The following is a 12,798-nucleotide window of genomic DNA, read 5'->3' on the forward strand; positions in this document are numbered from 1 at the left end:
GGGGATTATCCAGCACTTTTGCCGGCACCAAATAGCCCAGTAACTTAGTGGCGTAAGCCAATACTGCCGCAACCAACAGACGGAAATGCCAGGGTTTGAACTATGGCATTTCCGTCAAACGGCGGCATTTTTGTTGAGCCGTTCATCGATCGCACTAAATCAGCGGGCGGCCTTCACGTTTGGCTTCACGGATCTCCAGCCAGAGGGCCCGTCCCAACACGTAGATCACGCCGGTGACGATCACGGGACAGATGAGGACATACAGGGTCAGAAAAAATACGCTCACGGCTGGGTCCTACGCTTTCTCTTCAAGAAGTGCACCGGTGCCGTCATGGCTGGCTTCCGCTCGGTTGTCGAAGTCGCCAATGCGCTCCTGGATGCTGTCAAAATCAAAGGTTGCCTTGTTCCGGAAGCACATGAAATAACACACCAGGGTGCTGACGGCGTAGGCCACCAGCGAGCCTGAAAGTACGGCGTAGTCATGTAAGAATCCGATGGCGAATGGGGCCGCAGCCAAGATGGCAACAGCTGCCACGATCTTGGCGATCTTCAGACCGAAGAAGCCGAAAGCCATCAAGCCGAGTACAACACCTATGCCAATCACGGCGAGCATGTCGACGACGATGCCGGTAGCTCCATCCATGGCAATCCATCCGAAACGGACAGGCAGGAAGCAGGCAAGTGCGGCCAATACGGAGACGGTGAACGCCTTGTTCGTGACCTTTTCCCAGTAGAAGCTGGCAATGACAGGGAACACCAAGGCACCCCAGAGTGCTCCAACAAAGACCAAGAGGTCAAGGATGTTCAGCTTTCCGCTGGCAAAGTACAGCCCTGCTCCAGTGGCAACAACCATGGTGATGCGGCCAATGAGCAGCATGGTCTTGGGGTTCGCTTTATCCTTTTTGGCAATGTTTTGGCCATAGACGTCGGCCATCATGATCGAGGACATGGCGGAGAGGTCCGAGTCCGCGGTGGAGGACAGTGCGCTGACAATCATGATCAGAAAGACGCCCAGTAGGATCGGGCCCAAATACGTTGCAGCCATCTGCGGGATCAAGTTGTTCGAGTCCCCATCCATCGGCGCAATTCCGGCGTATAGAGCCATGACACCGAGCATGCCAACACCGATGATGGTGGCGCCGTAGCCCACTGTGGCCGTGACGAACGTCTTCTTGATCAAGTCCTCGCGTACAGCAAAGAGGCGCTGGGCAATGGTCTGGTTACCAATTGCATAGGCCAGGACTGCGGCAATGTACGGGGCACCTTGATTCAGGAAGGCCTCGGAGGAGAAGAAGTTGGACTGCTGCGGGGTCAGATTGCTAGCACCTGTGGCAAACATATCTGGGCCGCCGGCAGTAAAGAACACCACGGGAACGATGATGACGACGGCACCGAGCAGAGCGAATACCTGCACGGCGTCTGTCATGACCGATGCCCTAAAACCAGACCACAGTGAGTACAGCAAAATTCCGCCACCCATGAACAAGATGCCCTGGGTGAAGTTGAAGGGCGACAACAACGCAATGAGCGCGCCACCGGCAATGAAGTTGGAGGTGATGCTGATGAGCGAGCCAACAATGTTGGAACCTGCCAGCATCAACTGGCTGGATTTTCCGTGCCGGGCGTACATGATCTCGGCGAGCGTGTGGGCCTTGGGCGCCACGGCTCTGATTCGTTTGCCGAACGGGTAGATGAACAAGATCATCAACGCGCCCCACAAGCCGTAGTGGATGGGCCCGGAAATCCCGTACGTGTAGCCGGAGGTGGCCGAGGCATACATCGAGGATGCCCAGATCCATGTGGCCGTCATGCTTCCGGCCGAGATACCAAAACCAACCTTGTTGCCCGCTGTCATATATCCGTCAGCGTTTTCATTCTTGCGACCAATAAAGAAGGTCATCAGCAACGTGCCACCGTAAAACAGCACTAATAGTCCAATGACTGTCCAACTTCCCAGTTGGTTCAGCCCTGCGCCATCCGGCACCATATCTGTCCTCTCGCTAGGACGGAATTCACCGGCATTCCGCCAAAAAACAGCGTGCGCCGCCCAAAAAAGAGGTGCTCAAAGTAATCCGGTGAAGGACTTCGCGGCGCACTTTCCCGCCCGGGACCAGCCACCACGGCAAGCAGATGTTTCTGCGCAGGCGGCCCAAAGTGAATCGCGTACAAGGCGACTATTCACTACCGGAAGTTCAACGGCTGACGTTCAGCCGGCAACGGGACTACAACAGGTTCTAGACAAGATTTAGTTGCCCTTTCGAACCAATCAACTCTGCCTACAATAACAGGCTCCGGATGATTCAACATGGCTGTTACGTGCTTCAAGAGATAACAATGGCGCAACCATCGGCCCTTTGTAGGGCATAGGCGGGCCGTAGAAGGAGCGACTGCGAGCGCTATTGCAAGAGTTCCAGCACGAGTTATGGCAGGTAGGGCGTGCTTCCTGTTCCCAACGCCAACAACCGTTCCAGAGCCTCGGGAGAGGTAGTGTTTTCGCCTAGCAAATTGGGCTTTCCGGCTCCGTGATAGTCAGAAGAACCGGTGATGAATAGTCCCCGCTCATGAGCCAATTGCCGTAGCCAGGCGCGTCCTTCGGGAGGATTGTCCCGGTGGTCGACCTCCAAACCGAGGAGTCCGGCGTCGATCATGTCATGGAAGATTTCCGGGGCCACCACCCTCCCCCGGCTCGATGCCACGGGGTGGGCAAAGACGGGCACTCCCCCGGCTGCGCGAACCAGTTCCACGGCCAGCGCCGGCTCCACCGCGTAGTGGCTGACAAAGTAACGCGAATGGGAAGTCAGGATGCTGGCGAACGCCTCATTGCGGTCAGCCACGATGCCGGCGGCAACCAAGGCGTCGGCAATGTGCGGGCGGCCCACAGTGGCGCCGGGGGCAACATGGGCGCTGACGTCGTCCCAGTTCAGCGGATAGTCCTCGGCCAGGCGCTCCACCATGCGTTCGGCGCGGGTCAGTCGAGCGTCCTTGGCCTTGGTGATTTCCTCGAGGAGGTCCGCATTGAGCGGGTCGTGCAGATAACTCAGCAGGTGGACGCTGACGCCGCGCGAGGTTTTGCACGAAATTTCCATGCCGGGCACCAGCCCCACACCGTGGCGCCTGGCGGCCTCGAGCGCGCGATCCCAGCCATCCGTGGAATCGTGGTCGGTCAGCGCCATGACATCAAGGCGCGCGGCGGCGGCTGCGGCCACGAGTTCGGCCGGAGCCTGTGTACCGTCGGAAACATTTGAATGCGTGTGCAAATCGATCCTCACGCCCCCAGCCTACGTCCGTTCCCCAGCAACCGGCGCCACGGCGCACACAAGTGCGGCGGCAGCCACTGCGGCGTCTACGGCCGTGCCGCAGCGCCTGCCGGGAGCGAACGGCACGCCACCACCTTTGTCCCTTTGCGCAAGCGGTGGGAGACTTAAGGGGTGAATCAGACTGAGCAATCCTCCGCGAACCCCGACCACACCAGCGAACTGCCCCTTGAGGAGCGTGTGAACAACCGTTCGCATCGCCCCGACTCGGATGCTTTCCGTACCTTTATGGCCTCCAATTGGGCGCCCTCATCAGCGCAGCTGCCGGCCCGGGCCGAGGTGGCAGACCACGCCGCGCGCCGCCGTCGTGCTATTTCCGAGCAGTTCCCCGGCGAGCGCCTGGTGATTCCTGCCGGACCACTGAAGGTTCGCTCCAACGATTGCGACTACCGCTTCCGCCCGCACTCCGCCTTCGCGCATCTGACGGGCTTGGGCGTGGACCATGAGCCCGACGCCGTGCTGGTCTTGGATCCGGTTACAGAGGGTGAAGGGGACGACGGCGGTCATCACCTCGCCACCTTGTACTTCCGTCCCATGTCGGGCCGGGACACGAAGGAGTTCTACGCCGATTCCCGAAGCGGCGAGTTCTGGATTGGCCGCCGCCCCACCCTGCCCGAGTTCCAGGCTCAGCTGGGACTGCCCACCGCCGATGTCACCGACCTCGAAGTGGGCATCACCAAGAATGTTGGCGAGACGTCCGTGGGCGGCACCTCCATCCGCTTGGTGCGCAAAGTCGACGAGAACATTGACGCGCTCGTAGACACCGCCCGCTACAACACAGCAGCAAACCCTGACACCATGGACTTTGGTGCTTTGGATGCTCTCGACGCCAAGCTGACCGAGGCACTCTCCGAGCTGCGCCTGATCAAGGACGTCTGGGAAATCGAGCAGATGAAGGTTGCTGTCGCAGCGACCATCAACGGTTTCGAGGACATTGTCCGTGCCTTGCCGCGTGCAGTTTCCCACAAGCGCGGCGAACGCGTTGTCGAAGGCGCGTTCTTTGCCCGTGCCCGGGAAGAGGGCAATGAGCTGGGCTACGACACCATTGCCGCCGCAGGCAACAACGCCACGGTGCTGCATTGGAATCGCAACACAGGCACCGTCAACGAGGGCCAGATGCTGCTCGTGGACGCCGGTGTCGAAGCTGATTCTCTCTACACCGCTGACATCACCCGCACGCTGCCAGTCAACGGCACGTACTCGCCAGTTCAGCGCAAGATCTACCAAGCAGTCCTTGATGCCGCCGACGCCGCCTTCGCCGTAGCCGTTCCCGGCCGTAAGTTCCGCGACGTCCACACAGCGGCCATGGAAGTTCTGGCAGACCGTCTCGCAGCCTGGGGCCTGCTGCCCGTGACGCCCGAGGTGGCACTGTCCGCTGACGGCCAGCAGCACCGCCGCTGGATGCCGCACGGCACCAGCCACCACTTGGGCATGGACGTGCACGATTGCGCTCAGGCCCGCGCCGAGCTATACCTCGATGGCATCATCACCGAGGGCATGGTCTTCACGATCGAGCCCGGCCTGTACTTCAAGGACGAGGACCTGGCCATCCCGGCCGAGTTCCGCGGCAACGGCGTGCGCATCGAGGACGACATCCTCATCACCGCCAACGGCCCCGTCAACTTGAGCGCTGCGCTCCCCCGCACGCCCGAGGACGTCGAGGCCTGGATGGCGAGCCTGTCCAACTGATCTGTCCGTAGCCGGCTTTCGGCTATGAAGCACGACGACGGGAGATCACCTTTTGCGCAAAGGTGACCTCCCGTCGTCGTTGTTTCCAGCGCCGGCCCCTGCTGAGGTCCAGGCTCAAACTCCGGCGATCAAGGCCTTCAGCACCGCCACGTGCTCCGCGTAGGCACGGCTACCTTCCGGCGTCAACGCGGCCCAGGTCTTGACCCGGCCCTTCCCCGTTGGTTTAGTCAGCACCACGTATCCGGCTTCTTCAAGAACTTTCAAATGCTTGCTGGTCACGGAGTCTGCCACACCCAGCATGTCCCTGATGGAACCAAACTCTGCCTGCGTAACACCGCTGAGAAATGCGCAGATCTGCAGCCGGTTGCTGGCGTGGATGACCTCGTTTAGCCCTGCGCTCATAGCTTGTGCCGTAATTGGCTGCGCAGAGCCACGTCAAAACGCCGGCCAAAAACATTCACGGCAACAAAAACAACGACGCCAACCACCCATGCCGGCCAGTCGAGCCCACGTTCTGCGTGCAAATAATAGGCCCCGCCCATGCCGGCAACCATGATCAAGGCCAGGGGAAGCGTCCACCAGCTGGCCTTACCCGCTGTCAGTCCGTTGATCCACATCCCCGTCTTCTTCTTGTAGGTTCCCACCAAGATGCCGATGCCAACGAAAAATACCAGGAAAGCAACAACCATCACCACTATGCCGCCGATTGTGTAGGCAACCACAAAGGCGCCGGCCAGCAGCCCCAAGATCGGGTGGTACCACCACGGCGTGACGAGACGGTCGGCCGCATTGGCCCTAGCCCCTTCAATAGCAGCCACCGCAATTTGAGCTTCCTGAGCTTCCTGAGTTTCATGTGCGTGCTGTGCGTCCTGAGCTGAATTACTTTCCATAACGGAAAGCTAATCACTTTCCAAGCGGGAAAGTCAATAGTTGACTTGCTGCCACCTCTGATGTCCCGCCCACGGCCTGTGACCATGCCCGCCGACGATAAGCAGCAGACGCAAAATGCCACCTCTCCCGTCTATTGCCGTGGGGTTACTGGCGGCACTGTGCAAGGGGGCGGCGGCATTTTCAGCTGCTACTGAGAATCTTACGGAGAGTTACTGCTCCGGGTTAGCTCCATGAGGCGGCTTGGCCGGGGCTGCGGGCGCATCCGGGTCTACAGGGGCAGGCGCTGGCGTGGCTGACGGGGCAGGCTGCGGGGACTCCACACGAATACCATACTGTGGCCGGCCATCGGGCAGGTCAGGGAACTGACCGCGGCGCGGACCATCCAGAGGGGCCTGACCTGGGCGGTCATTCTCGGTTGGTGCATGAATCGATGGCTCGTTGCCGGCAGCTTCTGCCGCGGCCGGATCGGCTGGGGCGTAAGGATCGTGCCAGCCCTCGGGGCGGGTCGGTGCCGGCCCGGCAGCAGGCGGCTGAACCGGTGGTCGGTATCCCTGCGATCCTTGGCCCTGGCCCTGGAAGCCCTGACCTTGCGAGCCTTGGCCTTGGTAGTTCTGGGGGCGCACAGCATTGGAATTCATGGGCAGTTGCGCCAGGAGGCGCCGAGCTTCCATAGCCACATCGGGGGTGACAATGACGTCGTAGCTAGAAGCCAGCACCTGATTCGTGGAAGTGAAATCACGCTTGCCCCGCTGGGCCGCATAGCCGATGATCGCAAACAACATCCACAGCGCAGCACCCAAGAATACGGCGGTGATGACATTGATGTACGGCGCGCCGGCGTTGGTTGCCGAGTCGAAGAAGCTGAGCATCACGCCAATGAACAAGCCGAACCACGCACCTGTCATAGCCCCCGTCAGGGCTACTCGAGGGTAGCTGAGCTTGCCGGTGACGCGCTCCACCATCTTCAGGTCATTGCCCACAATGGAAACGTGCCGGACAGGGAACTTCTCATCTGCCAGGTAATCAACCGCCTTCTGGGCATCCAAGTAGGAAGTATAAGAGCCGATTGTTTCCCCAACGGGAACAATGCGGGCCTCATCCAAGGGTCGGGTCCGTCCAAAGAGGTTTGCCATAGCTTCATTCTCTCGCATGTTCCTGCACATTGGCTGGAGTATCGCTGGCAGTGAAATGAACAAAGCCTCCGCGACCCCACTCAGCGACCTAGTACAACTGCTCAATATCACCCCTCCGTTCCTGACAATATTCCGTGCAGGGGTGCGCTGCTCTGCAACGCACCCCTGCGCTGCTCCGCAATGGTTCTGCAACGCCCCACATAACGTTCACTTCAACGTTGCGTCATTGTCCGGCAGGCCAAGTAGCCTATATACGTGAGCACTCAACCAACGCGCATCTTTGTCGCCCGCCTTCTGGGCCTTGACGTCTTCGACCCCTTGGGCGATAGGCTCGGCAAACTGCGAGATGTGGTGGTCTTGGGCCGTGGCCCACAAACAGCACCGCACGCCGTGGGCATTGTGGTGGAAGTCCCTGGCAAGAAGCGAGTCTTCGTGCCCATGACCCGGCTGACCTCCATGGACCAGTCTCAGATCATCTGCACCGGCCTGGTGAATTTGCGACGCTTTGAACAACGCGGCGCTGAACAGTTGGTGTTGGGTGGCATTTTTGACCGCAAGGTCACTCTGGTTGACGGCAGCGGCTTTGCTGTCATTGAAGACATTGCCATGGACAAGCAGCGCAACGGTGACTGGCTCGTGACCAAGCTGTTCGTCCGCCGCGGTTCCTCCACCTCCCGTCTACGTGGGCTGCGTCGTGGCCACACCATGCTCATCGACTGGTCTGAGGCCCGTGCCGAAGATGTTGCGGCACCGCAAAGCGCCTCTGTTTTCGTGGCCACCCACGAGGACCTCAAGCCGGCCGACTTCGCTGATGCCCTCCAGGAGATGAGCGATAAACGCCGCGTGGAGGTGGCCAGCGAACTTCAGGATGAGCGTTTGGCTGACATCATGTCCGAGCTTCCCGAAGACGATCAGGTCACTTTGTTGTCGGCGTTGGATAATGAACGTGCAGCCGATGTGCTCGAAGAGATGGACCCCGACGACGCCGCCGACCTCCTGGCCGATCTTCCCCAAGCCAAGGCCGAGGAATTGCTGCTGCTCATGGAGCCGGAGGAAGCCAAAGACGTCCGCCGCCTGCTCCAGTACGAGGAAGGAACCGCTGGCGCCCTGATGACACCGGTTCCGGTCATCCTGCCACCGGAAGCCACGGTCGCCGAGGCCCTGGCCCATGTACGCAGTGAGGACCTCTCCCCCGCATTGGCCTCCTCCATTTTCATTTGCCGACCACCTCTGGAAACACCCACCGGCCGCTTCCTCGGCGTCGTGCATATCCAACAGCTGTTGCGCAGCGCTCCGCCGGAACAACTGGGCACCATTGTGGATAAGAATCTGGAGCCCGTGTCCGATCAGGATGACATCTCCGTGGTCAGCCACACCATGGCCTCCTATAACCTGAACTCGCTTCCTGTTGTCAACAAGGAGGGCCGCCTGGTCGGCGCCGTCACGGTTGATGACTTGTTGGATCATCTTTTGCCCGAGGATTGGCGTACCCATGAGGACGGCGCACCCATCAGAAAATTAGGAGGACGCATTGGCTGAGCGGCACCACGCCAAGGACGGCGGTCTCGACACACCTATGGAGCTGAAGTCGCGGCTCCTGCCCAACCTCGCAGGAGATCCGGACCTTTTTGGCCGCTTCGCCGAACGGTTCGCCCGTTACATGGGAACCGCCAACTTCCTGTTGTACATGACAATTTTTGTGATCGTCTGGATCGCCCTGAACGTCATTGGTCTCTTTGGGCTCAAGTGGGATCCCTATCCGTTCATCTTGTTGAACCTGTTCTTCTCCACCCAAGCCTCCTACGCTGCCCCGCTAATTCTGCTGGCCCAGAACCGTCAGGATGATAGGGACCGCGTCCAGATCGAGCAGGACCGCTCCCGCAATGAACGCAACCTGGCCGATACCGAGTACCTGACGCGCGAAGTGGCCGCCTTGCGGATTTCGTTACGTGAAGTGGCCACCCGTGACTTTGTGCGCTCAGAATTGCGCAGCCTGCTCGAGGAACTTATCGCAATCCAAGATGATGACGAGTCCGACGGCGATCTGCCCGACGGTGCCGATCATCAGAAGGAGCCAAGCGCCTCAAAACGGCGGCCCGCCACCAGCTCGTTGAAGACCGTCTCCCCCAAAAAATCTTCCAAAGGCGCCTCCGCCAAACGTTCCACCGACTTCTAAGGCCCGCATTCCATGACCACCCCGTCCGATTCCGCCTTACTCGCCGCGCTGGCCACTGTCATCGACCCCGAGCTGCGCCGCCCCATCACCGAGTTGGGGATGGTCGCCTCGGTAGCAGCGTTCGACGACGGACGGGTCCAGGCGCTCATCCGGCTCACCATTGCTGGCTGCCCCCTGCGTGAAACCATCACCCGGGATGTTAGCGCTGCACTATCAAAGCTCGACGGCGTCACGGATGTAATCGTGGACCTCACCGTCATGACAGCGGAGCAACGGGCCGAGTTGAAGGAACGTCTCAAGGGAGGCGCCGCTGAGCGCGGCATCCCGTTCAATGATGAGAACTCCCTGACCCGCGTCTATGCAGTCGCTAGCGGCAAGGGTGGTGTGGGCAAGTCCTCCGTCACCGTCAATCTGGCGTGTGCTTTAGCGGCCAAGGGGCTGCGTGTGGGCATTGTGGATGCTGACATCTACGGTTTCTCCGTGCCCGGCCTCATGGGCATTACGCAAGCACCCACGCGTGTGGACGAGATGATCCTTCCGCCGGTGGCGCACGACGTCAAGGTCATTTCGATTGGCATGTTTGTGGCCGGCAACCAGCCGGTGGCGTGGCGTGGCCCCATGCTGCACCGGGCCCTTGAACAATTCTTGGGCGATGTCTACTTCGGAGATCTGGACATCCTGCTGCTTGATCTGCCACCTGGCACCGGTGACATTGCTATTTCGGTGGGGCAATTGCTGCCCAAGGCTGAAATCTTGGTGGTCACCACCCCGCAGGCGGCCGCGGCCGATGTGGCCGAACGTGCCGGCGCCATTGCGGTGCAGACCGGGCAGAAGGTTGCCGGCGTCATTGAAAACATGTCATTTTTGACGCTGCCCGACGGCAGCACCATGGAGCTCTTTGGTTCCGGTGGCGGCGAAATCCTCGCCAAACGGCTGAGCCAAACAGTGAACTCGCCTGTGGAACTATTGGGCCAGATCCCCCTTGATGTAGCTTTGCGTGAGGGTGGAGATTCCGGGCTGCCCATTGTGCTCTCAGATCCGCGGTCCGCTGCGGCACAAGCCTTGCTGGGGATCGCCGATAAGCTGGCAGTGCGCCCGCGAGGCTTGTCCGGCCTAAAGCTAGGCGTCACCCCCCGCTAATCACGGCGCTCGCTAATCACAAGGCTGGCTGACCACAGCACTCGCTGATCACGACGCTATCGCAGCAATGGTGCCAAAAACTCAAACGCTATCGCAGCCAGGTGGGATAGCATTCCGAAAAATCCAACCATTGCTGCGAAAGCGTCTGCTGTGGGGCTAGGTTGCTTCGATGTCGAACGGGGCCAGCTGGCCTTCGGCGAGGCGTTCTATAACAGGCGCTGCTGGAAGATCAGCGGCAGGCTGAGCTGCTTTCTCTTCCTTGGAATCTTTGCCCATCATGCTGGCGATGGCCGCGCCGGGCGCGGTCTTGAGGGACTTGAGGGACTCAAGTTCGTCGTCGTCAATCAGCGCTTCGCGGATGATGCGGCGGGGATCGTACTGGCGAGGATCGAGCTTCTTCCAGTCAATATCATCGATATCAACCCCGGCCTCTTCCTTAATGGTTTCGCGCGCGCCAGAAGCCATCTTGCGCACCTCACGGATGAGGTTCTTCAGCTTGTCCACATAACCGGGAAGCCGGGTAGGCCCAATCACCAATACTGCCAACAGAAGTATCAGGAGGAGCTCAGGGGTATTGATACCAAACACGTTAGGAAGATTACCCTCTCAGTACTCAAAGCAACGATTCCTAGCGATCACGCTTGAAATTTTACGAACTTCCACTGTGTGTCCGACAGCACATCAGCATCCCAAAGAGTCTAGCGTGCGCCAGCTATGCGTGGCAGCGAGAGCAACGGCTTACGCGCTGGGCGGAGCTCCTGAGGCTGGCGCGGTGCCCGATCTGCCAGAGATTCGCGCAACATGGCCCGGCCGCGATGGATCCGCGAACGCACGGTTCCGAGCTTGATGCCCAGTGCGTGCGCCACCTCATCGTAGGACAGGCCCTCCATGTCACACAGTACGACGGCGGCACGGAAGTCAGGCGGCAGCGCCTCCAAGGCGGCAGCGATGTCCAGGTCCAGGTTATTGAACTCAAAAGTTCGCTCAGGTCCGGGATCGTTGCCCGCCAAACGTGCCGTGGCATCTTCGGAGAGGGCATCGAAACGGATGCGCTGCTTCCTACGGGCCTGGTCCAGGAACAAGTTGGTGGTGATGCGGTGTAGCCAGCCATCTAGCGTGCCGGGTTTGAAGTTGGCCAGGGACTTGAACACGCGGACAAAGACCTCTTGGGTGAGGTCCTCGGCGTCGAACTTGTTCCCTGTCAGACGGTAGGCGAGCCGGAAGACCTTGGCGGAGTGGTTGGCCACCACTTCATCCCACGACGGCGTCACCCAGTCGGCGGTGGCGGCAAGCTGGCCCGGGGCTACTTCTGCAGGACGGGCTGCCGGGGTAGTGGCTGAACTCATCGCTGCACCTCACTTCAATGGCTGTTTCGCTTCCCTATTCAAGGGAACGGCGCAAAGGAAGGTTTCCTTTTAGTCTCAACAGTCTGCCAAACAAAGCTGACATTTTGCTGAATGATGACACTGATGGCGCCCGGCCGACAGGGGGTGCAGGCAGTAGGCTATATACCAGTCAACGCAACAGTTTAGGAAACAACACCCATGAGTGCCGATAAATCCACCAGCTGGTCCTACACGGAGGGCCTTCCCGTGGAAGACGTTGTTCTGCGACGCGCCCGGGAACGTTCGCACGAGCTGGGTTTGTTCCCTGTGAGCCCCGGCGTGGCTGCTGCCCTGACCGTCTTGGCGGCAACCTCCAAGGCACAGACAGCTGTTGAAATCGGCACCGGCGCCGGCGTTTCAGGTGTGGCACTTTTGCGCGGTCTGGGACCCAAGGCCGTGCTGACCACGATCGATCCCGATGTGGACCACCTCAAAGCTGCACGCGAGGCCTTCGTTGAGTCCGGTTCCCCTGCCAACCGCACCCGAACCATTTCCGGCCGCGGCCAAGACGTACTACCCCGCCTGACCGACGGCGCCTACGATCTGGTCTTCATTGACGCCGACAAGCCCAGCTTCCCCGAGTATGTCCAGCAGGCCATCAGACTATTGAAGACCGGCGGCCTTCTCATCATCAACGATGCCCTGGATAAGGACCGCGTCTCTGACCCGGCCATCCGCGAAACCAGCACCGTTGTGTTGCGCCAAGTAGGCAAGCTGATCCGCGAGCACGACTCACTGATCTCTGCCATGCTGCCCACCGGCGACGGCCTGCTGCTGGCTGTCAAGCGCTAAGAAGCGCTAATGAAACAGGCGGGGCAGCTTTCGCCGCCCCGCCTGTTTGAAACTTAGAGTTAGTGAAAAAGCTACTCGGTCACGCCTGCAAGACATTCCTTGAGACTAACTGCCTCGTCTGCATTCATCTCTACGACGAGACGTCCGCCGCCTTCCAATGGCAGGCGCAAGATCAAGCTCCGACCTTCTTTAGTCACTTCCATTGGACCGTCTCCGGTTCTAGGTTTCATGGCCGCCATCAGGAGTTCCCCTTTTCGTAGTACAAATCCGCATCTGCA

The 12,798-nt window shown here is 60.0% G+C and carries 14 protein-coding genes; 5 read left to right on the forward strand and 9 right to left on the reverse strand.

Annotated elements, in window-relative coordinates; genetic code table 11:
- Positions 1 to 154: 154 nt before the first annotated feature.
- From AB0O97_RS15015 to AB0O97_RS15025, 3 genes are all read right to left on the reverse strand, one after another.
- On the reverse strand, positions 155 to 286 hold the full coding sequence (locus tag AB0O97_RS15015) for a putative transporter small subunit (protein ID WP_363844578.1): 132 nt from the start codon (positions 284 to 286) through the stop codon (positions 155 to 157).
- Positions 287 to 295: 9 nt separating this feature from the next.
- A complete protein-coding gene (locus tag AB0O97_RS15020) occupies positions 296 to 1,987 on the reverse strand; it encodes a sodium:solute symporter family protein (protein WP_363844581.1) in 1,692 nt (563 codons plus the stop codon).
- Between the two features lie 433 nt (positions 1,988 to 2,420).
- Entirely contained in the window at positions 2,421 to 3,269 is an 849-nt protein-coding gene (locus AB0O97_RS15025; protein ID WP_363844584.1) for a PHP domain-containing protein, read from the reverse strand.
- Positions 3,270 to 3,428: 159 nt separating this feature from the next.
- Between AB0O97_RS15025 and AB0O97_RS15030 the strand changes: the two genes are divergently transcribed.
- Positions 3,429 to 5,003 carry an aminopeptidase P family protein gene (locus AB0O97_RS15030; RefSeq protein ID WP_363883777.1) on the forward strand — a complete coding sequence of 525 codons (1,575 nt, stop codon included), beginning with the start codon at positions 3,429 to 3,431 and terminating at the stop codon, positions 5,001 to 5,003.
- A gap of 114 nt (positions 5,004 to 5,117) precedes the next feature.
- On the opposite strand, the gene AB0O97_RS15035 is transcribed toward AB0O97_RS15030, so the two are convergent.
- The 3 genes from AB0O97_RS15035 to AB0O97_RS15045 form a co-directional block, all read right to left on the reverse strand.
- Positions 5,118 to 5,405, reverse strand: coding sequence for a transcriptional regulator (locus AB0O97_RS15035; protein ID WP_363844590.1), 288 nt, complete (start codon positions 5,403 to 5,405; stop codon positions 5,118 to 5,120).
- Positions 5,402 to 5,893: a hypothetical protein gene (locus AB0O97_RS15040; protein WP_363844592.1), complete on the reverse strand. Its 492-nt coding sequence runs from the start codon at positions 5,891 to 5,893 to the stop codon at positions 5,402 to 5,404. Before AB0O97_RS15040 ends, AB0O97_RS15035 begins: the two co-directional genes overlap by 4 nt.
- 210 nt (positions 5,894 to 6,103) lie before the next feature.
- Positions 6,104 to 7,027 carry a general stress protein gene (locus AB0O97_RS15045; RefSeq protein WP_363883779.1) on the reverse strand — a complete coding sequence of 308 codons (924 nt, stop codon included), beginning with the start codon at positions 7,025 to 7,027 and terminating at the stop codon, positions 6,104 to 6,106.
- 255 nt (positions 7,028 to 7,282) lie between these two features.
- Between AB0O97_RS15045 and AB0O97_RS15050 the strand changes: the two genes are divergently transcribed.
- Genes AB0O97_RS15050 through AB0O97_RS15060 form a run of 3 tightly spaced genes read left to right on the forward strand, consistent with a single transcriptional unit; the run spans position 7,283 to position 10,343 of the window.
- Positions 7,283 to 8,566, forward strand: a complete 1,284-nt coding sequence (locus tag AB0O97_RS15050; RefSeq protein WP_363883781.1) for a CBS domain-containing protein — start codon at positions 7,283 to 7,285, stop codon at positions 8,564 to 8,566.
- Positions 8,567 to 8,603: 37 nt separating this feature from the next.
- Positions 8,604 to 9,203, forward strand: a complete 600-nt coding sequence (locus AB0O97_RS15055; protein ID WP_363844784.1) for a DUF1003 domain-containing protein — start codon at positions 8,604 to 8,606, stop codon at positions 9,201 to 9,203.
- A 12-nt stretch (positions 9,204 to 9,215) separates the two neighbouring features.
- Entirely contained in the window at positions 9,216 to 10,343 is a 1,128-nt protein-coding gene (locus tag AB0O97_RS15060) for a P-loop NTPase (protein WP_363883782.1), read from the forward strand.
- A gap of 156 nt (positions 10,344 to 10,499) precedes the next feature.
- Here AB0O97_RS15060 and AB0O97_RS15065 read toward each other — a convergent pair whose 3' ends face one another.
- The gene (locus AB0O97_RS15065) at positions 10,500 to 10,931 is read right to left on the reverse strand and encodes a Sec-independent protein translocase TatB (RefSeq protein WP_363883783.1); all 432 of its coding nucleotides are present in this window, start codon (positions 10,929 to 10,931) and stop codon (positions 10,500 to 10,502) included.
- Between the two features lie 110 nt (positions 10,932 to 11,041).
- Positions 11,042 to 11,689 carry an RNA polymerase sigma factor SigE gene (sigE, locus tag AB0O97_RS15070; RefSeq protein ID WP_363844607.1) on the reverse strand — a complete coding sequence of 216 codons (648 nt, stop codon included), beginning with the start codon at positions 11,687 to 11,689 and terminating at the stop codon, positions 11,042 to 11,044.
- Between the two features lie 198 nt (positions 11,690 to 11,887).
- Here sigE and AB0O97_RS15075 point away from each other — a divergent pair, with 198 nt between their 5' ends.
- The gene (locus tag AB0O97_RS15075) at positions 11,888 to 12,520 is read left to right on the forward strand and encodes an O-methyltransferase (RefSeq protein ID WP_363844610.1); all 633 of its coding nucleotides are present in this window, start codon (positions 11,888 to 11,890) and stop codon (positions 12,518 to 12,520) included.
- 71 nt (positions 12,521 to 12,591) lie between these two features.
- Here the strand turns inward: AB0O97_RS15075 and AB0O97_RS15080 are convergent, their stop codons facing one another.
- Positions 12,592 to 12,759: a DUF3117 domain-containing protein gene (locus AB0O97_RS15080; protein ID WP_082634113.1), complete on the reverse strand. Its 168-nt coding sequence runs from the start codon at positions 12,757 to 12,759 to the stop codon at positions 12,592 to 12,594.
- Between the last annotated feature and the right edge of the window lie 39 nt (positions 12,760 to 12,798).

Source organism: Specibacter sp. NPDC078692, assembly GCF_040686835.1.
GTDB lineage: Bacteria > Actinomycetota > Actinomycetes > Actinomycetales > Micrococcaceae > Specibacter.

What these genes read in the sequence shown, in the direction of transcription:
- AB0O97_RS15020 (WP_363844581.1), bottom strand. Translation starts at nt 1,987, where the DNA reads ATGGTGCCGGATGGCGCAGGGCTGAACCAACTGGGAAGTTGGACAGTC.
- AB0O97_RS15035 (WP_363844590.1), bottom strand. Translation starts at nt 5,405, where the DNA reads ATGAGCGCAGGGCTAAACGAGGTCATCCACGCCAGCAACCGGCTGCAG.
- AB0O97_RS15040 (WP_363844592.1), bottom strand. Translation starts at nt 5,893, where the DNA reads ATGGAAAGTAATTCAGCTCAGGACGCACAGCACGCACATGAAACTCAG.
- AB0O97_RS15045 (WP_363883779.1), bottom strand. Translation starts at nt 7,027, where the DNA reads ATGGCAAACCTCTTTGGACGGACCCGACCCTTGGATGAGGCCCGCATT.
- AB0O97_RS15055 (WP_363844784.1), top strand. Translation starts at nt 8,604, where the DNA reads ATGGAGCTGAAGTCGCGGCTCCTGCCCAACCTCGCAGGAGATCCGGAC.
- AB0O97_RS15060 (WP_363883782.1), top strand. Translation starts at nt 9,216, where the DNA reads ATGACCACCCCGTCCGATTCCGCCTTACTCGCCGCGCTGGCCACTGTC.
- sigE (WP_363844607.1), bottom strand. Translation starts at nt 11,689, where the DNA reads ATGAGTTCAGCCACTACCCCGGCAGCCCGTCCTGCAGAAGTAGCCCCG.
- AB0O97_RS15075 (WP_363844610.1), top strand. Translation starts at nt 11,888, where the DNA reads ATGAGTGCCGATAAATCCACCAGCTGGTCCTACACGGAGGGCCTTCCC.
- AB0O97_RS15080 (WP_082634113.1), bottom strand. Translation starts at nt 12,759, where the DNA reads ATGGCGGCCATGAAACCTAGAACCGGAGACGGTCCAATGGAAGTGACT.